The organism is Dokdonia donghaensis DSW-1, from assembly GCF_001653755.1.
Taxonomy (GTDB): Bacteria; Bacteroidota; Bacteroidia; order Flavobacteriales; family Flavobacteriaceae; genus Dokdonia; species Dokdonia donghaensis.
Map to the genome: position 1 here is coordinate 1,191,393 of NZ_CP015125.1, position 18,779 is coordinate 1,210,171.

Genomic DNA, 18,779 nt, shown 5'->3' on the forward strand with positions numbered 1-18,779 from the left:
TCAATTATATGTCATCAAACAAGAAATACTGGAAAAGTGTCGATGAGCTCCACGGAGATGCATCTATCGAGGCACTAAGACAGAATGAGTTTGTACAAGAAATTCCGACAGATGAATTTTTAGGTGATAAGGAAACACTTGAAAATACAGAAACTACACGTCGTGACTTCTTGAAGTACGTAGGTTTCTCTACAGCGGCAGCATCGCTTGCGGCTTGTGAGGGTCCTGTTGTAAAGTCTGTGCCTTATGTGGTGCAGCCAGAGCAAATAATACCGGGTGTTGCAGATTACTATGCAACTACTATTGCAGATGGTTTTGACTTTGCAAGTGTGCTTGTAAAGACTCGTGAGGGTCGCCCTATTAAAATAGAAAACAATGACCTTGCTAAGGCTGGTTTTGGGGCAAACGCTCGTGTACACGCATCTGTTCTTGGAATGTACGATACAAAGCGTGCGCAGTTTCCAACGGCAGGAGGAGAAGAGGTTTCTTGGACAGATATAGATAAAGGAGTTGTTGCTGCACTTGAAAGTGGTAAGAAAGCAGTGTTGCTTACTCAGACATTTGCAAGCCCATCAACAGATAAGCTTATAGGAGAATTTATTGCAAAGTATCCTAATGTTTCTCACGTTGCTTATGATGCTGCTGGAGAGCAATTTGCTTTAGATGCTTTTGAAATAAAATACGGTTTCCGTGCATTGCCAGATTATAATTTTGGTGATGCAGAAGTAATTGTCTCAGTAGGGGCAGACTTTTTAGGAGATTGGAATGGTGGTGGATATGATTCTGCTTATGGTAAGTCTCGTGTGCCTAAAAATGGAAAGATGTCTAAGCACTATCAGTTTGAGGCAAATATGTCTCTTTCTGGTGCAAATGCAGATGTACGTGTTCCAGCAACACCATCACAACAAAAATTAATAGTGCAAGCACTTGCAGGTGGATCTGCTTCTGGTCTTCCAGAAGGGGTGAAGGCTAAAGTTGCTCAGGCACGTAAGGCGCTTCTTGCTGCCGGTAGTAAGGGACTTCTTGTGACAGGTGTTCAAGATGTTTCTACACAAAGAATCGCACTTGACTTTAACGAAGGTAAAGTGGTGATGGATACTGCTAAGCCTAAGCTTACAAGATCTGGCGATGCTCGTAAAGTGATGCAGCTCGTAAAAGAGATGAACGCTGGTCAAGTAGGAACACTTATTATGGCTGGAGTAAATCCTGCTTATAGTCTTCCTAATGCAGATGAGTTTGTTGCTGGTCTTGCAAAGGTTGATGTTTCTGTAGCTTGTTCTTTAAGAGCAGATGAGACAGCAGCACTTTCTACTCATATTGCACCAGTACCGCACTACCTTGAGTCTTGGGGAGATGTGCAGATTAAAATGGGTGAGGTAAGTTTACAGCAGCCTACAATAAAAGAGATATTTAATACACGTCAGTTCCAGCAAAGTTTACTTAACTGGATGGGTGTAGATAAAACATATTATAGCTACCTTAAAGAGACTATGTCTTCGGCAGGTGTCGCATTTAATAAGTCTGTTCAAGCAGGAGTTGTTGAGACTAGCGCTTTCGCGAAAGCGGTAACCGCATCAAACACTTCTATAGCTTCAGATGCTGGTCTTGCGAGTACATTGCAAGAGGGTAATGGAGGCTTTGAGCTTACGTTGTATACAAAAACATCAATGGGTGATGGTACTCAGGCAAACAACCCTTGGTTACAGGAGATGCCAGATCCATTAACGCGTTGTACTTGGGATAACTACTTGACAATGTCTGAGGCAGATGCCAAAGAACTTGGTTTGTGGTTTGATAGAAGTTCATTCTTTACAGAAGCACGTCACGATGCAAATGGAGGTCTTAATGGTCACTATGCAAATGTTACTGTAAACGGTGTAACTATCGAGAAAGTACCGGTAATGATACAGCCAGGTCAAGCTAAAGGATCTGTAGGTCTTGCGCTAGGGTATGGTCGTAAAGAAAGTATTCAAGAAGAGATGCAAACGGGTGTTAACGCATTCCCTTTAATGCAAAACTTCCAGACTACGCAAAGTGTAACTATCGAGAAAGTAAGTGGTGTACACGAGTTTGCTTCTGTACAGCAGCACAACACGCTTATGGGTCGTGGTGATATCGTAAAGGAGACAACTCTTGAGATATTTAACACAAAAGATAAGCACTTCTGGAACGCGGTTCCTGAGGTAAGTAAAGCACACATAGAGTATGAAGTGACTTCACCAGAAGTTGATCTTTGGGAAGAGTTTGATCGTTCAATAGGGCATCATTTTAACCTTGCTATTGATCTTAATGCTTGTACGGGATGTGGTGCGTGTGTGATAGCTTGTCACGCTGAGAATAATGTTCCTGTAGTAGGAAAGTCTGAAATACGTCGTAGTCGTGATATGCATTGGTTACGTATAGATAGATATTATTCATCTGAGGATACATTTTCTGAAGATGATACTAAGAAGGAAGAGTTTGATGGATTAGGTGGTGATAAAGGTTCTCTTGGAGGATTTGGTGAGCTAGAAGATCCAGCTGCAAATCCACAGGTTGCTTTCCAGCCTATAATGTGTCAGCACTGTAACCACGCTCCTTGTGAGACTGTGTGTCCAGTAGCAGCTACATCTCACGGTCGTCAAGGTCAAAACCATATGGCTTACAACCGTTGTGTAGGTACTCGTTACTGTGCAAACAACTGTCCTTATAAAGTACGTCGTTTCAACTGGTTCCTTTATAATGGTAATGACGAGTTTGATTATCATATGAACAATGATCTTGGGCGTATGGTTATCAACCCAGATGTAACTGTTCGTTCTCGTGGGGTTATGGAGAAGTGTTCTATGTGTATCCAAATGACACAAAAGACTATTCTTGATGCTAAGCGCGATGGACGTAAGGTAAAAGATGGTGAGTTTGCAACGGCTTGTTCTAATGCTTGTACAACTGGAGCACTTGCCTTCGGAGATATAAACGACAAGGATAGCAAGATTGCAGAGCTTAAAGAAGATGATCGTATGTATCACTTACTTGAGCACGTAGGAACAAAACCAAATGTATTCTACCAGACAATGGTACGTAATACAGAAGAAGTATAAAACAACTAATCTAAAGACTAATTATATAGGATTATGGCGCATTACGAAGCACCTATACGAAGACCACTAGTTACCGGAGATAAGACCTATCACGATGTAACATTAGATATCGTTGCTCCAGTGGAGGGACGTGCAAATAAATCTTGGTGGCTCGTATTCTCTATCGCACTAGTAGCTTTCTTATGGGGAATAGGCTGTATTATCTATACTGTAACAAACGGTATCGGTAGTTGGGGTCTAAATAAAACCGTAGGTTGGGCTTGGGATATTACCAACTTTGTATGGTGGGTAGGTATCGGTCACGCAGGAACACTAATTTCTGCAGTACTATTATTATTCCGTCAGAAGTGGCGTATGGCAATTAACCGTTCTGCAGAGGCGATGACTATTTTCTCTGTAGTGCAAGCAGGATTATTCCCTATTATACATATGGGTCGTCCTTGGTTAGCTTACTGGGTATTACCTATACCTAACCAGTTTGGTTCTTTATGGGTAAACTTTAACTCTCCGCTACTTTGGGATGTATTTGCAATATCAACGTACCTTTCTGTATCATTAGTTTTCTGGTGGACTGGATTATTACCTGACTTTGCAATGATACGTGATAGAGCTGTTAAGCCATTCCAGAAGAAAATTTATAGTTTACTTTCATTTGGTTGGTCTGGTAGAGCAAAAGATTGGCAGCGTTTTGAAGAGGTGTCACTTGTTCTTGCGGGACTAGCAACTCCACTTGTACTTTCTGTACACACGATTGTATCTTTTGACTTTGCTACATCTGTTATACCAGGATGGCACACCACGATTTTCCCTCCTTACTTTGTTGCGGGAGCGGTATTCTCAGGGTTTGCAATGGTAAATACACTTCTTATCATAATGCGTAAAGTTGTAAGTCTTGAGGCTTACATTACAATACAGCACATTGAACTTATGAATATTGTAATTATGATTACAGGTTCAATAGTAGGTGTAGCTTATATTACTGAGTTATTTATGGCTTGGTACTCTGGGGTTGAATATGAGCAATATGCATTCTTAAACAGAGCAACAGGGCCTTATGCTTGGTCTTACTGGGCAATGATGACGTGTAACGTTTTCTCTCCGCAGTTTATGTGGTTCCCAAAATTAAGAAGATCTATAATGTTCTCTTTTATCATATCAATTGTTGTAAACATTGGGATGTGGTTTGAGCGTTTTGTAATTATCGTGACTTCACTTCACCGTGATTACCTTCCATCTTCTTGGACGATGTTCTCGCCTACATTTGTAGATATAGGTATCTTCATAGGTACTATAGGATTCTTCTTTGTATTGTTCTTATTATATGCACGTACATTCCCAGTGATTGCCCAAGCAGAAGTAAAGACTATTATGAAGTCATCTGGAGAGCGTTATAAAAAATTACGTGAGTCTGGACAATCATTGGTAGGTACAGGAGCAGATCCTCGTACATCTGGTGGGCCAGTAAAGATTAACCTTGATGGTGCATACATTGCAAAACCTCAAGAGGTTGCCGAAGGTGAAACAGTTATTCCAGAAGATACACACGGTAGTGATTCATTAGTGAGCCGTTTAGGAATCTTTGATGCTGCTACTCAAAAGGCAGATGATCTTAAGGTAATTAATGGTATAGGACCAAAAATGGAAGAGAAGCTTAACGAGCTAGGAATTTATACGTACGAGCAAGTGGGTAAAATGACTTCTGTTGAGTACAACTTATTAGATAATCTAACTGGATCATTTCCTGGTCGCGCAGAGCGTGATGATTGGGCGGGTCAAGCTAACAATCTTAAATAATTAAGTATGGCATCTACAGTTATACACGCAATATACTCTGATGACGACGTTCTAATGAACGCTGTAAAGGAGGTTAGAAAAAAACATCTTCATATTAATGAAGTATATACACCATTCCCTGTACACGGGCTTGATAAGGCTATGGGGCTTGCACCTACTCGTCTTGCTATTACTGCCTTTTTATATGGATGTGTGGGAATTACAGTAGCAACATTAATGATGAATTTCATTATGATCGAAGACTGGCCACAAAACATAGGTGGTAAGCCATCTTTCAGCTACATTGAGAATATGCCAGCTTTTGTACCTATTATGTTTGAGCTTACGGTATTTTTTGCAGCTCACTTAATGGTTATTACTTTTTATATGAGAAGTAAATTATGGCCTTTTAAGAAAGCTGAAAATCCAGATGTACGTACTACAGATGATCACTTCCTTATGGAGATTGATGCAACTGGAAAAGATGGAAAGGAACTTGCAGACTTTTTAGTAACAACTGGAGCTGTAGAGATTAATTTAATTGCAAACGAAGCATAAGTCAACGCAATGAAGAATATATTTAAAATAGCTGTTTTGTTTATCGCTTTTGGCAGTATGATTTCTTGTCAAGATGATAATAAGCCTAACTATCAGTATATGCCTAATATGTACGTATCTGTAGGTTATGAAACTTACGGTAAGTATGAGGTGTTTCCTGAAGGGTATGAAGCTTTAAAACCGGCAGAAGGTTCGGTGATGAGAGGGTGGTTGCCATATGATTATGAAAATACTATTGAAGGAAAAGCTTCCGCGAAAGCGAACCTGAAAAACCCATTACCTTACACAGAGGAGAATTATGTTAAGGGTAATGAGTTGTATAACATTTACTGCGGTATCTGTCACGGTGTAAAAGGTGATGGAAAAGGAACATTAGCAAAAAGAGAGAAAATACTAGGTGTCCCTGCATATAACGATGCTGGTAGAGCTATCACAGAAGGTAGTGTATACCACGTGATGTATTACGGTATTAACTCTATGGGATCTTATGCATCGCAGATGACAGAAGACGAACTTTGGATGGTTGATCATTACGTAATGGGTCTTAAAGATGCATTAGATGGAAAACCTGAGAGAGCGTTTACAGCAGCAGAAATTATTGAGGAAATGACAGAGGGTAAGATTGATACAGATCTTAACGAAGGTGCAGTAGATGCTATACCAGGTCCTGAGTCTGAGCCAATGAATGCAGCAGGTAACGAACACTAATAACTAACGGAACAACCGATATTTAAGATATGTACACATTATCTAAAAACTTAAAATTATCAGCGATTATCTTTATGGTAGTAGGATTTGTCCTATTTGCTGTAGATTACGTTTTCTTACCAAAGACAATAGCAGATATTGAAGCAATGCACGCAGGTGATGCCCACGGAGCTGGTCACGGTGATGCAACAGTTGCAGATGCTCACGAAGCAGATACACACCACGTAGCACCCGATGATGCACACGCAGAAGAAGGGCACGTAATGACTGAAGAAGAGCATAATGAGCACTTACTAGCAGGTTATCAAAATAAACCTTGGTCTGCTGTTTATATTGCTGCTTTTTTCTTCTTTATGATTTCTCTAGGGTGTCTTGCATTCTATGCAGTACAATATGCTGCTCAGGCTGGGTGGTCACCTTTGTTACTTAGAGTAATGGAGGGTATAACAGGATATCTTTTACCTGGTAGTATTATAATGTTTGTTTTACTAGCATTATCTGGATTCCATTTTAACCATATGTTCCACTGGATGGCAGATGGTATTACTGATCCAGCAAGTGATAATTATGATAAGCTTATTGCTGGTAAATCAGGATGGTTAAATGTGCCTTGGTTACTTATAAGAGCTGCCATTTTTATTGCTGGATGGAACATTTACAGATTCTTTGCCGTTAAGTTCTCTAAAGAGCAGGATGAAGCATCTGATAACAAATCACATAAAAAGTCATTTAAAATCGCAGCTGCATTTTTAGTGTTCTTCTTGTATACGGAATCTATGATGTCTTGGGACTGGATTATGTCTATTGACCCACACTGGTTTAGTACGCTATTTGGTTGGTATGTACTCGCAGGTATGATGGTTTGTGGTATTACGACCATAGCACTTGTTACACTTATACTTAAGGGTGCTGGTTATTTGCAGAACGTAAATGATAGTCATATACACGACCTTGCTAAGTTTATGTTTGGTTTCAGTATTTTCTGGACGTACTTATGGTTCTCACAGTTTATGCTTATATGGTACTCAAACATACCAGAAGAGGTAACGTATTACATACAGCGTATTGAAGATTATAACTTACCATTCTTTGGTATGTTAGTAATGAATTTCCTTTTCCCATTATTAATATTAATGAATAGCGATTTCAAACGTGTTAACTGGTTTGTAGTAATGTCTGGTGTAGTAATCTTATTAGGTCACTATGTAGACATCTTCAATATGGTTATGCCAGGTACAGTAGGACAAGCTTGGTCGTTTGGATTTGTAGAAATAGGATCACTTATGTTCTTCTTTGGACTGTTTGTGCTGATTGTTTTCAGTTCACTTACAAAACGTCCTTTAGAGCCTAAGCGTAATCCGCTTATTGAAGAAAGTAAACACTTTCACTATTAGAATATAGATTAAAGAAGTTAGAAAGCAATGACAGGTTTATTAGCACTCATCGTAGTAATTCTATTTGTAGTCACACTTTGGCAAATGTCAAAGATTTTTAAACTATCTCAGTTTAATAAGAAGACCAATAGTGAAAATGCTCAAGTAGCAGACGATAAAGACAACAGAATCAATGGTAAATTGATGTTGATGTTTATCACATTTTTATATGCCATAACTATTTACTGTTTCTGGAATTACAGTAAGTTTTATTTGCCAGAACCATCTTCTGAGCACGGAGCAGATTATGACACCTTGTTATTTATCTCGCTTGCACTTATAATGTTCGTACAAGTAATCACACAGGCATTACTTCATTACTTTGCATATAAGTACTCAGGAAAGAAAGGTCAAAAAGCATTATTCTATGCAGATAATGATAAGCTAGAGTTTATCTGGACTATTATTCCAGTAATAGTTCTTGCAGGTCTTATTATCTATGGTCTATTTACTTGGTCAGATATAATGAACTTTGAAGAGGACGAGGATGCTATAGTTGTAGAGTTATATGCAAAGCGTTTCGGTTGGCAAGCACGTTATGCCGGAGAGGATAATATCTTAGGTAACGCAAATGTTCGTTTCATTGAAGGAGCAAACACAGTAGGCGTTGATGAAAGTGATGCTGATGCAATGGATGATAAAATTACAACAGAGCTTCACCTTCCAGTAGGACGCCAGGTAATCTTTAAGTTACGTTCTCAGGATGTATTACACTCTGCTTATATGCCTCACTTTAGAGCGCAAATGAACGTTGTACCAGGTATGATAACTCAATTCTCTTTTACTCCATCTAAAACTACTGCAGAGATTCGTGATACGGATTATATGAAAGATAAGATGGCGACTATCAAAGAGATTAGAAAAGAAAAAAATAAAGCTTCTATAGCGGCAGGAGATGGTCCAATAGACGCTTATGATGAATTTGACTATTACTTGCTATGTAATAAGATTTGTGGAGCATCGCACTATAATATGCAGATGAAGATTGTTGTTGAAACTCAAGAAGAATATGACGCTTGGATTGCAACTCAAAAAACATTTGGCAGCTCTATAGCAGCAGCTCAAGAATAAAAACAGAAAAAGAAAAATTAACTAAAGAATCTAGGTATGGCAGCACACGCAGCAACAGCAGATCACGGTCACGATGATCACGAGCACCACCACGAGCAAACGTTTATAACGAAATATATCTTTAGTACTGATCACAAGATGATCTCAAAGCAGTATTTAATTACTGGTTTGATAATGGGTATTATAGGTATTGGGATGTCATTGATATTCCGTTTACAGCTGGCTTGGCCAGATCACCAATTTACTATCTATGAAGTACTCTTAGGAGACTGGGGTAAAGACGGTGTAATGGATCCAAACATTTATCTTGCACTTATTACTATACACGGTACCATAATGGTATTCTTTGTACTTACAGCAGGTCTGAGTGGTACTTTTAGTAACTTATTGATTCCACTTCAGATTGGAGCGAGAGATATGGCTTCTGGATTCCTTAATATGGTATCTTACTGGCTGTTCTTCCTTTCTTCTGTAATAATGGTATTATCATTATTTGTAGAGTCAGGACCAGCAGCAGCAGGTTGGACTATCTATCCACCGTTATCTGCACTTCCTAACAGTATACCTGCTTCAGGAATGGGTATGACATTGTGGTTAGTAGCGATGGCAATATTTATTGCATCATCACTATTAGGTTCACTTAACTATGTTGTTACAGTACTTAACCTTCGTACAAAGGGGATGACTATGACAAGATTACCACTTACAATATGGGCATTCTTTGTGACTGCTATTATCGGTGTGGTTTCTTTCCCAGTACTTCTATCTGCAGCTTTAATGCTTATTATGGATAGAAGCTTTGGTACATCATTCTTCTTATCTGATATTTATATTGGAGGAGAAGTATTACATAACTCTGGTGGTTCACCAGTATTATTTGAGCACCTTTTCTGGTTCTTAGGTCACCCTGAGGTATACATTGTATTATTACCAGCACTAGGTATCTCATCAGAGATAATATCTACAAACGCACGTAAACCTATATTTGGTTACCGAGCGATGATTGCTTCTATTTTAGCAATTGCGTTCTTATCAACTATTGTATGGGGTCACCATATGTTTATTTCAGGGATGAACCCATTCTTGGGATCTGTATTTACATTTACAACCCTATTAATTGCAATACCATCTGCAGTGAAAGCTTTTAACTATATCACAACCTTGTGGAAGGGTAACCTTCAGTTCAACCCTGGTATGCTTTTCTCAGTAGGATTAGTTTCTACCTTTATTTCTGGTGGACTTACGGGTATCATACTTGGAGATTCAACGTTAGATATAAACGTACACGATACGTATTTTGTAGTAGCTCACTTCCACTTAGTAATGGGTATCTCTGCATTATATGGACTTTTTGCAGGTGTGTATCACTGGTTCCCAAAAATGTTTGAAGGTAAAATGATGAACAAGAACCTAGGTTACGTTCACTTCTGGATTACAGTTATTGGAGCTTATGGTATTTTCTTCCCAATGCACTTTATCGGTATGGCAGGATTGCCTAGACGTTACTATACAAATTCAGCGTTCCCATATTTTGATGATCTTGTAGATGTAAACAAAGCGATATCTATTTTTGCTTTCATTACAGCAGCTGCACAGTTAGTATTCTTATACAACTTCATACACTCAATGTTCTATGGAAAAGTAGGCTCTAAGAACCCTTGGAAATCAAACACATTAGAGTGGACAACAGATCACAAGCACATACACGGTAACTGGGCAGGTGCAATTCCTGAAGTACACCGCTGGCCATATGATTATTCTAAGTTGAATAAGGATGAGTCAGATTATGTAATTGCTGGTCAAGATTATGTACCGCAAACAGTTCCTCTTCAAGACAATGAAGAAGAAATGCATCACTAGAGATGTCATAACATAAATCATACTTTTATGATTGCTTAAAACCCATTCTTAACGAGTGGGTTTTTTAGTTTTGCGCTTTCGCGAAAGCGTAACATTATCCTTTATTAGTCTTAAATGGAAGGGTGCTGTAAAGTTTCAAACAAGACAATTTCTTATCTTTGATAGAAATCACCTAGACGTATGAATGAGCACTTGGATCCTACAAATGAAGGTTACTCAAGAGAAGAAGTAGATATTGAGAAAGCGTTAAGACCTTTATCGTTTGACGACTTTGCAGGACAAGATCAAGTGCTTGAAAATCTCAAGGTTTTTGTACAAGCGGCAAATCTTAGAGGAGAGGCATTAGATCACACCCTCTTTCACGGTCCTCCAGGTCTTGGTAAAACTACCCTTGCAAATATTCTTGCAAACGAACTTGGGGTAAATATTAAGATAACCTCTGGCCCTGTTCTAGACAAGCCTGGTGATCTCGCTGGATTACTTACTAATCTAGATGAGCGTGATGTGCTATTTATAGATGAGATACATAGACTTAGTCCTATAGTAGAAGAGTATTTATACTCGGCTATGGAGGATTATCGTATAGATATAATGATTGAGACGGGGCCAAATGCACGTACCGTTCAGATAGACCTTGCGCCTTTTACACTTGTAGGAGCAACTACACGTTCAGGACTTCTTACAGCGCCTATGCGCGCACGTTTTGGTATATCTAGTAGGTTGCAATATTATACAACAGAACTTCTTACAACCATCGTACAGCGTAGCTCTAGTATACTAGGTGTGCCTATCTCAATGGAAGCTGCTATAGAGATAGCTGGTAGAAGTCGTGGTACACCTCGTATAGCAAATGCCTTATTGCGTAGAGTGCGTGACTTTGCACAAATAAAAGGGAATGGTAGTATCGATATTAAGATTGCTAAGTATAGCCTTGAAGCACTTCACGTAGATGCTCACGGGCTGGATGAGATGGATAATAAAATACTAGCTACGATTATAGATAAGTTTAAAGGCGGGCCTGTGGGACTCACTACACTTGCCACAGCCGTTTCTGAAAGCGCCGAAACTATTGAGGAGGTTTACGAACCTTTTTTAATACAGCAAGGTTTTATTATGCGTACTCCAAGAGGACGTGAAGTTACAGAGGATGCATACAAGCATCTAGGTAGAGTAAAAGGCCCTGTGCAGGGAGGTCTGTTTTAGAAACATTCTATTTTAAATTATTATATAAAAGCACCCTATGTCTAATGATATTCCAGCAGTTTCGGTTTTAAAGTTTCTGGCAAACGCTGGGAGTATTTTAAAGAATCCGCTTCCTTTTCATCACGATAATTTTGAGAGTAAAGGTGATACCTTCAAGCTGCAGTTGGGATTTGGTAATGAAGTTGTCTTCTCTAGAGATCCGGGCTTTGCAAAGTATGCTTTGCAAAAAAACCAGCGCAACTATACAAAGTCACCCATTCAGACTAAAGATCTTGCAAAGTATGTAGGCGAGGGACTTTTAACCTCAGAAGGTTCTCTATGGAAAAAACAACGAAAACTCATACAGCCAGCCTTTCATAAAAAGCAGCTTGCACAGCTTATAGAAGCTATGCATACAGTAATAAAGGAGGAGTTACAAAACATAAAAACAGGAGAGGCGTTTGATGTATTTGAGATATTTAATGACCTTGCTTTTAATACGGTTGCAAAGTCACTCTTTCAGACCGAGGTAGATCGTAAAAAGATAAACCGCCTGCAATACATTACAGAGCAAGCTCAAAAGATGCTCGTAAAAGAGTTGAGACAACCTTATAAGTCTTGGTATTTTAAGTATGCTGGACCTATAGATAAGCACCTGGCTCTTACTCAAGAGGCGCGTGATATACTTATGGAACTCGTAGAAGAACGTCGAGCATCACATCAAAAGGTAGGAGACTTACTAGATATGCTTCTGGAGTCTACTTATGAGGATGGCACAGGTATGAATGATGAACAGCTCATAGATGAGATTCTCATACTCTTTACAGCGGGTCACGAGACAACCTCAAATGCGCTTACATTTGCCGCCTCATTACTTGCAAGACATCCAGAATGGCAAGATAAAATTTATGAGGAATACGCTTTCGCGAAAGCGAACTCAACATCATTAAACGAGTTTTTAAGACATTGTACAGTCACTAAGCAAGTGCTAGAGGAAACAATGCGACTTTACCCACCAGCTTACTTCATAGACAGGGTAAATCTCGAAGAAGATGAATATAATGGGATGAAGATACCTGCAGGTTCTAATTTATTGTTTTCGTGTATTGAGATTCACAAGCACGACGACTTTTGGAAAGACCCGTTACAATTTAACCCTACTCGATTTGATGAAAATGCCGGGATGTATCACGATGCCTACTTCCCATTTGGCGCAGGACCTAGAATGTGTATAGGTAATAACTTTGCTATGTATGAAATGATTCTCGCGGTTACCGAAATGGTATCCCGTTTTAAAATCACTCCTATAAACACACCTATAGAAATATTACCGCTCATTACCCTCAAGCCAAAAAATGCAATATTAGAGTTTACTGCAAGATAGGGTGATAGAGAATAGATCAAAACATACAGCATTTATTAAGGCAGAAGCACAACGCTTAGGTTTTATGTCTTGCGGTATAAGTAAAGCAGGTTTTCTTGAAGAAGAAGCGCCTCGTCTTGAGTCTTGGCTCAATAAAAATATGCACGGCGAGATGCAGTATATGGAAAACTACTTTGACAAGCGCCTTGACCCTACAAAACTCGTAGAAGGGTCTAAGAGTGTAATATCACTCCTACTTAATTATTATCCTCACGAGCTTCAGAATGAGGAGTCTTATAAAATCTCTAAGTATGCCTATGGTCGTGATTATCATTTTGTAATAAAAGATAAACTCAAAGAGTTTATGCACGTTATACAAGAGCAGATAGGAGAGGTGAACGGGCGTGCTTTTGTGGATAGCGCTCCTATACTTGATAAAGCTTGGGCAGCAAAGAGCGGTCTGGGATGGATAGGTAAGCACAGTAATTTACTTTCAAAAAAGGCAGGGTCATTTTATTTTATTGCAGAGCTTGTAGTAGATCTAGACCTTGAGTATGACACACCTGTTACAGATCACTGTGGGAGCTGCACTGCTTGTATAGATGCTTGTCCCACACAGGCTATTGTGGAGCCGTATAAGGTAGACGGGAGTAAATGTATAAGCTACTTTACGATAGAGCTTAAAAATGAAATACCTGAGTATGCAAAGAGTCAACTAGATGACTGGATGTTTGGTTGTGATGTATGTCAAGATGTATGCCCTTGGAATCGATTTTCAAAAGCACATAGTGAGTCGTTATTTAACCCAAACCCTAAGCTGCTCACTTATGATAAAAAACAATGGGAAGAAATAACCCAAGAGGTGTTCTCAGAAATATTTAGAAAATCTGCTGTAAAGCGGACCAAATTTTCTGGCTTGAAGCGAAATATCGATGCGTTAAAAAAACAACCGTAATTGACGCCTCAATTGCGAAATCCTTAAAATTACAGACACTTAACGTTATCTTAATATTTTTACGGATATTACTGTCTTGAATCATAATTAAAATCCAGCATATTTTATGAACAAAATACTCAGTAGTATCAAAAAGCCCAACCTGTCCTTCTGGCAAATATTTAATATGAATGTTGGCTTTTTAGGAATTCAATTTTCTTTTGGGCTACAACAAACAGCCATCAACCCTATTTTTTTATACCTAGGCGCTGCCGAAGATTTACTGCCTATTTTAAATATAGCAGGACCTATTACAGGTCTTATTGTACAACCTATAATTGGGGCTATAAGTGATAAAACGTGGTCTCCTAAATTTGGTAGAAGAAAACCATTCTTTCTTATAGGAGCTGTACTGGGTAGTCTTTGCTTGTTTGCATTTCCTTTTAGTCCAGCCCTGTGGGTTGCGGTTTCTTTATTGTGGATACTCGATATAGGAAATAATATGGCAATGGAGCCATATAGAGCACTAGTAGGAGATAAGCTTCCAAAGACTCAATTAAGTCTTGGGTACCAGATGCAAAGTCTTTTTGTGGGTGCAGGGACAGTAATAGCAATGATCTCAATTATTTATTTTCAAGACATATTAGGTCTCGCAGAAGAAGTTGCGGGAAGTATACCACTATGGTTGTATTATTCATTCTTTATAGGAGCCGTACTTTCTATCACTACTATATTATGGTCTGTGTATAAAACTAAAGAGATACCGCCTTCGCCAGAAGAAATGGAAGAAATAGAGGGCTTTAGAAAGCTCACTTTTGCAGAAAAATTTAAAGAGCCATTTATAGAGATTGCTAGTACTGTAAAAACTATGCCTAAGTTTATGTGGAAGGTTGCTGGAGTATACCTTTTTCAATGGTATGCATTATTTGTATACTGGCAGTTTAATGTGCCTATGTTTAGAGATACTCTTAACTTTAGTATAGGTGAGGCTGCTTCACAATCGGCTAAGATGAGTTTGACTTATAACTCTGCAACCATACTAGTTGCACTTGTCTTAGTACCTCTAACATTGAAATATGGAGGAAGAAAGATATATGCAGCTAGTCTCTTTGGGACTGCGCTCGCTATGTTTTTAATACCGTATATAGCAGATGCAAATCTCGTACTGGCACCTATGATTTTATTTGGAATAGGGTGGGCAGCTATGATGGGAATCCCATATACAATGGTTTCAAAAATAGTACCGCAGCGTAAACGTGGTATCTATATGGGTATTCTTAATATGATGATTGTAATACCTATGGCAATAGAGACGGTAACTTTTGGTCCTATTTATAAATATTTGTTAGGTGATAACGCCATTAATGCCATTCTTTTTGCAGGTGTATTCTTTTTAATCTCAGCATTTTTGGCTTTACGATTAACACCAAAACAAGCGCAAGAAGTGTATGATATAGAAAATGAGGGTGTTGTTGAATAAGCACTTTGTTTTCATTAAACCGTCTAGTACTAATAACTTATTAGTATATTAGTAGAACAATAGAAGTTCTTTTTTCTTAAGCCACTATAAAAGAACTACCTGACAGCTATAAACTGTCTCAATTATTGCTAAGATTTACAGCATCTTGTTCATAAGATTAAATCCAATAATCATATGGCGTTTGAGGCTGATAAGTGGTTAATACCCAACTGAAAGCACTGGCTCGCGCTGGTGCTTTCATACTTTAATCCCTTTTTATGAAACATATAGGTGTAAAACTCTCATTGTATCTCAACTATTTTGTCTTTGCTATTCTTCTTAATAGTGTGGGTATTGTTATACTCAAGTCGCTCAACAATTATGGTGTAGATGAAACTACGGCAAGTGTGCTAGAAGCATTTAAGGATTTGCCTATAGCTATTGTCTCATTTGCTATTGCTTCCTTTTTACCTAGAATAGGATATAAAAAGGCAATGCTCATAGGTCTAGCTATGGTAACCGTAGCGTGTATCGCTATGTATTATGGGAACACATTTGATACGGCAAAGATTCTTTTTGCAACCGTAGGGGCTGCATTTGCCCTCATAAAAGTTTCTGTTTACTCTACCATAGGTCTTGTGACTAACTCTACAAAAGAGCATAATAGTTTAATGAGTTCTATAGAAGGGTTTTTTATGGTAGGTATTGCGCTTGCTTATTTTCTTTTTCCTGCATTTAATACAGAAGGTGAACCAGACGCGTGGCTTAACGTTTACTGGCTACTAGCAGCACTCTCTGCGGTGTCTTTTGTTATCTTATTATTTACCAAATTTGAAAAAGAAGCAGAGATACCTGGTGCAGATCTTAAAGAAGATTTTCTTGAGATGTTTAAGTTACTAGCAAGATTGCTCATTATCGTTTTTGTTATAAGTGCATTTCTATTTGTAATGATAGAACAAGGTATAATGTCGTGGCTACCTACATTTAATAATAAAGTGTTAGGCCTAACTGAAAATTTAGGGATTATGATGTCTAGTATTCTTGCGTTATCTCTAGCTGCTGGACGATTACTGGCAGGTGTTCTTACTCGTAAAATATCTTGGATTTATGTCCTCTCTGCCTGTACAATAGGAGCAATGCTTCTCGTAGTGTTTGTGTTGCCTAAAACCGTTGGTCTCAATGTGGGTGAGATAAGTTCATTAAGAGACATACCAGCTATAGGCTTTGCGTTTCCATTAGTAGGATTGTTTATAGCACCCATTTATCCGTTGCTCAACTCTGTTGTCTTAAGTGCGTTGCCTAAGAGGGTACACAGCCCTATGACAGGACTTATAGTGATATTTTCGGCACTGGGAGGGACGTTTGGTAGTAGGATTATAGGATATTTATTTGAAACAAAAGGTCCAGAAAATGCTTTCTACTTTACACTTATTCCTATGACGGTGCTACTTGTATTTTACTTTATTCTTAAAAAACTTACAGAAAAAGATGCACTTCAAGGGTAATATAAAGGAAACACTTAGTCACTTGCTAGAGCAAGAAGACACAGATGGAGATAAGAAAATCACAGTAGAAGATCAAGGGCCTAAGCAGTTTGACATAGCTCTGTATGGAGATGATAACGCTTTCGCGAAAGCGTATACTATAAAAGGAACCTACCATCTTTCTAATTTTTTACAGGAGCTCGCTTTAGAAAGAGCACTTAGTAAAATCGAAGCTGTAATTCCTTTGTGGAAAATAGAGGAGCAACCCACTAGCCGCATTAACCGAATGATACGTGATTACTTTTGGGACGACCTCACACGTACAATAGATAAGAAGGGGCTTGCAAATATCCTCACAGACACAAAAGCTGGAGATAGCGTGCAACGTATGTATGTGCCTGGAACAGATCAAGAGGGAATAGCATATTATAATAACCTAAAGACAGGTTTTCCTAATCTAGAGGTTGTGGTGCTTCCTCTAGAGATTACTCCAGAGTATGTTAAGTCCATAAATGAGAAGCCAGGCATTCTGGCATTGGGGCTTGAGGGTAAAAACGGAATTCCGTTTGTAGTGCCTGGAGGAAGATTTAATGAGATGTATGGATGGGATAGCTATTTTGAAGGTGTAGGGTTATTGCTAGATAACCGTGTAGATCTAGCTAAAGCTATGATTGATAATTTTTGCTATCAAATCACTCATTATGGTAAGATATTAAATGCAAATAGGAGTTATTATCTCACTCGTACACAGCCTCCATATTTGAGTTCGTTTATAAGAGAAATTTTTGAAAAAGATCCAACACTAGGTAAGGAGTGGCTTGCAAGTGTTCTAGCTATTGCAATACAAGAGTATGAAACTGTATGGATGAGAGCACCTAGATATACAGATAATGGTCTCAATCGTTATTATGCACAAGGTGTAGGAGTGCCACCAGAGACAGAAGAAGGTCATTTTGATGAGTATCTAGCCGTTGTGGCAAAGAAAGAAGGTTGTAGTATAGAAGAACTGGTGAGTAACTATCAAAATGGAAGTCTAGACTTACCTGAGTTAGATCGTTACTTTACACACGATAGAAGTTTGCGTGAGAGCGGTCACGATACCTCGTGGCGACTTGACGATGTGTGTGCAGATCTAAACACGGTAGATCTTAATAGTTTATTATATAAGTATGAGATAGACTTTGAGTACCTCATTGCTACTTATTTTGCGGGTAACTTTAAAGGCAAAAAATCTAGATATTATAAAGAAAGTGCGCTAGCTCGCAAGGAGCGTATGGATACCTTTATGTGGGATGAAGATAAGAGCCAGTACTTTGATTATAATTGTGTCACAAAGCAGAAAACTGAATTTGAAAGTGCTTCAAATTACTTTCCATTATGGGCAGGTCTGCTAGATAATGATAAGGCAATGAAGACCGTAAGACGTCTTATGATAGATCTTAAAGAAAAAGGAGGTTTAGCAGGTACAAGTCGCGCTATGAATACAATCATCCCAGAAGGAGCAGTACAGCGCCAGTGGGATTATCCTAACGGCTGGGCTCCGCACCAGATGATGATATGGCGAGGACTTAAAGCATATGGTTTTGATAAAGAATTACAAGAGCTTGTGTACAGGTGGTTGTGGATGATTACTAGAAATGCCGTAGATTATAATGGGGTTATACCTGAGAAGTACGATGTCGTATCTGCAACGCATAAAGTTTTTGCAGAGTATGGTAACGTGGGGACCGAGTTTGATTATATAACAACTAGTGGTTTTGGGTGGATGAATGCTAGTTGTCAATTAGGGCTTTCATTGCTGAATCCTAAATTGAGAGCAGCCCTAGATAACCTTGAAGATCCAGAAAAAGTATTTAATTAAAAATTAGATTTAA

The 18,779-nt window shown here is 38.7% G+C and carries 13 protein-coding genes; all 13 read left to right on the plus strand.

Annotated features, from left to right (window positions below):
* The first annotated feature begins 8 nt into the window (after positions 1-8).
* The 13 genes from I597_RS05175 to I597_RS05235 all read left to right on the plus strand — a co-directional run bounded on the left by I597_RS05175 (position 9) and on the right by I597_RS05235 (position 18,766).
* Positions 9-3,080: a TAT-variant-translocated molybdopterin oxidoreductase gene (locus tag I597_RS05175; RefSeq protein WP_035327162.1), complete on the plus strand. Its 3,072-nt coding sequence runs from the start codon at positions 9-11 to the stop codon at positions 3,078-3,080.
* Between the two features lie 30 nt (positions 3,081-3,110).
* Complete coding sequence (gene nrfD / locus I597_RS05180) at positions 3,111-4,874, plus strand: NrfD/PsrC family molybdoenzyme membrane anchor subunit (protein ID WP_081965007.1); 1,764 nt, start codon at positions 3,111-3,113, stop codon at positions 4,872-4,874.
* Positions 4,875-4,880: 6 nt separating this feature from the next.
* On the plus strand, positions 4,881-5,411 hold the full coding sequence (locus tag I597_RS05185; RefSeq protein ID WP_035327164.1) for a DUF3341 domain-containing protein: 531 nt from the start codon (positions 4,881-4,883) through the stop codon (positions 5,409-5,411).
* 9 nt (positions 5,412-5,420) lie between these two features.
* Entirely contained in the window at positions 5,421-6,119 is a 699-nt protein-coding gene (locus I597_RS05190) for a c-type cytochrome (protein WP_035327166.1), read from the plus strand.
* Between the two features lie 29 nt (positions 6,120-6,148).
* Entirely contained in the window at positions 6,149-7,513 is a 1,365-nt protein-coding gene (locus tag I597_RS05195) for a quinol:cytochrome C oxidoreductase (protein ID WP_035327167.1), read from the plus strand.
* 27 nt (positions 7,514-7,540) lie between these two features.
* Positions 7,541-8,623: a cytochrome c oxidase subunit II gene (locus tag I597_RS05200; RefSeq protein ID WP_035327169.1), complete on the plus strand. Its 1,083-nt coding sequence runs from the start codon at positions 7,541-7,543 to the stop codon at positions 8,621-8,623.
* 36 nt (positions 8,624-8,659) lie between these two features.
* On the plus strand, positions 8,660-10,483 hold the full coding sequence (locus I597_RS05205; RefSeq protein ID WP_035327171.1) for a cytochrome c oxidase subunit I: 1,824 nt from the start codon (positions 8,660-8,662) through the stop codon (positions 10,481-10,483).
* A gap of 180 nt (positions 10,484-10,663) precedes the next feature.
* Entirely contained in the window at positions 10,664-11,686 is a 1,023-nt protein-coding gene (ruvB, locus tag I597_RS05210; RefSeq protein WP_035327173.1) for a Holliday junction branch migration DNA helicase RuvB, read from the plus strand.
* Positions 11,687-11,723: 37 nt separating this feature from the next.
* Complete coding sequence (locus tag I597_RS05215) at positions 11,724-13,049, plus strand: cytochrome P450 (protein ID WP_035327176.1); 1,326 nt, start codon at positions 11,724-11,726, stop codon at positions 13,047-13,049.
* Position 13,050: 1 nt separating this feature from the next.
* Positions 13,051-13,983 (plus strand): tRNA epoxyqueuosine(34) reductase QueG, encoded by a 933-nt coding sequence (queG, locus tag I597_RS05220; RefSeq protein WP_394357290.1) that lies wholly within the window; start codon positions 13,051-13,053, stop codon positions 13,981-13,983.
* A 106-nt stretch (positions 13,984-14,089) separates the two neighbouring features.
* A complete protein-coding gene (locus tag I597_RS05225; RefSeq protein WP_035327177.1) occupies positions 14,090-15,442 on the plus strand; it encodes an MFS transporter in 1,353 nt (450 codons plus the stop codon).
* A 257-nt stretch (positions 15,443-15,699) separates the two neighbouring features.
* Positions 15,700-16,926, plus strand: coding sequence for an MFS transporter (locus I597_RS05230; RefSeq protein WP_035327180.1), 1,227 nt, complete (start codon positions 15,700-15,702; stop codon positions 16,924-16,926).
* A complete protein-coding gene (locus I597_RS05235) occupies positions 16,910-18,766 on the plus strand; it encodes a trehalase family glycosidase (protein WP_035327182.1) in 1,857 nt (618 codons plus the stop codon). The genes I597_RS05230 and I597_RS05235 overlap by 17 nt, the downstream gene beginning before the upstream one ends.
* Positions 18,767-18,779: the final 13 nt, after the last annotated feature.

Excerpts from the sequence above, each read along its gene's own strand:
- I597_RS05175 (WP_035327162.1), top strand. The coding sequence starts at position 9 with ATGTCATCAAACAAGAAATACTGGAAAAGTGTCGATGAGCTCCACGGA.
- I597_RS05185 (WP_035327164.1), top strand. The coding sequence starts at position 4,881 with ATGGCATCTACAGTTATACACGCAATATACTCTGATGACGACGTTCTA.
- I597_RS05190 (WP_035327166.1), top strand. The coding sequence starts at position 5,421 with ATGAAGAATATATTTAAAATAGCTGTTTTGTTTATCGCTTTTGGCAGT.
- I597_RS05195 (WP_035327167.1), top strand. The coding sequence starts at position 6,149 with ATGTACACATTATCTAAAAACTTAAAATTATCAGCGATTATCTTTATG.
- I597_RS05200 (WP_035327169.1), top strand. The coding sequence starts at position 7,541 with ATGACAGGTTTATTAGCACTCATCGTAGTAATTCTATTTGTAGTCACA.
- I597_RS05205 (WP_035327171.1), top strand. The coding sequence starts at position 8,660 with ATGGCAGCACACGCAGCAACAGCAGATCACGGTCACGATGATCACGAG.
- ruvB (WP_035327173.1), top strand. The coding sequence starts at position 10,664 with ATGAATGAGCACTTGGATCCTACAAATGAAGGTTACTCAAGAGAAGAA.
- I597_RS05215 (WP_035327176.1), top strand. The coding sequence starts at position 11,724 with ATGTCTAATGATATTCCAGCAGTTTCGGTTTTAAAGTTTCTGGCAAAC.
- I597_RS05225 (WP_035327177.1), top strand. The coding sequence starts at position 14,090 with ATGAACAAAATACTCAGTAGTATCAAAAAGCCCAACCTGTCCTTCTGG.
- I597_RS05230 (WP_035327180.1), top strand. The coding sequence starts at position 15,700 with ATGAAACATATAGGTGTAAAACTCTCATTGTATCTCAACTATTTTGTC.
- I597_RS05235 (WP_035327182.1), top strand. The coding sequence starts at position 16,910 with ATGCACTTCAAGGGTAATATAAAGGAAACACTTAGTCACTTGCTAGAG.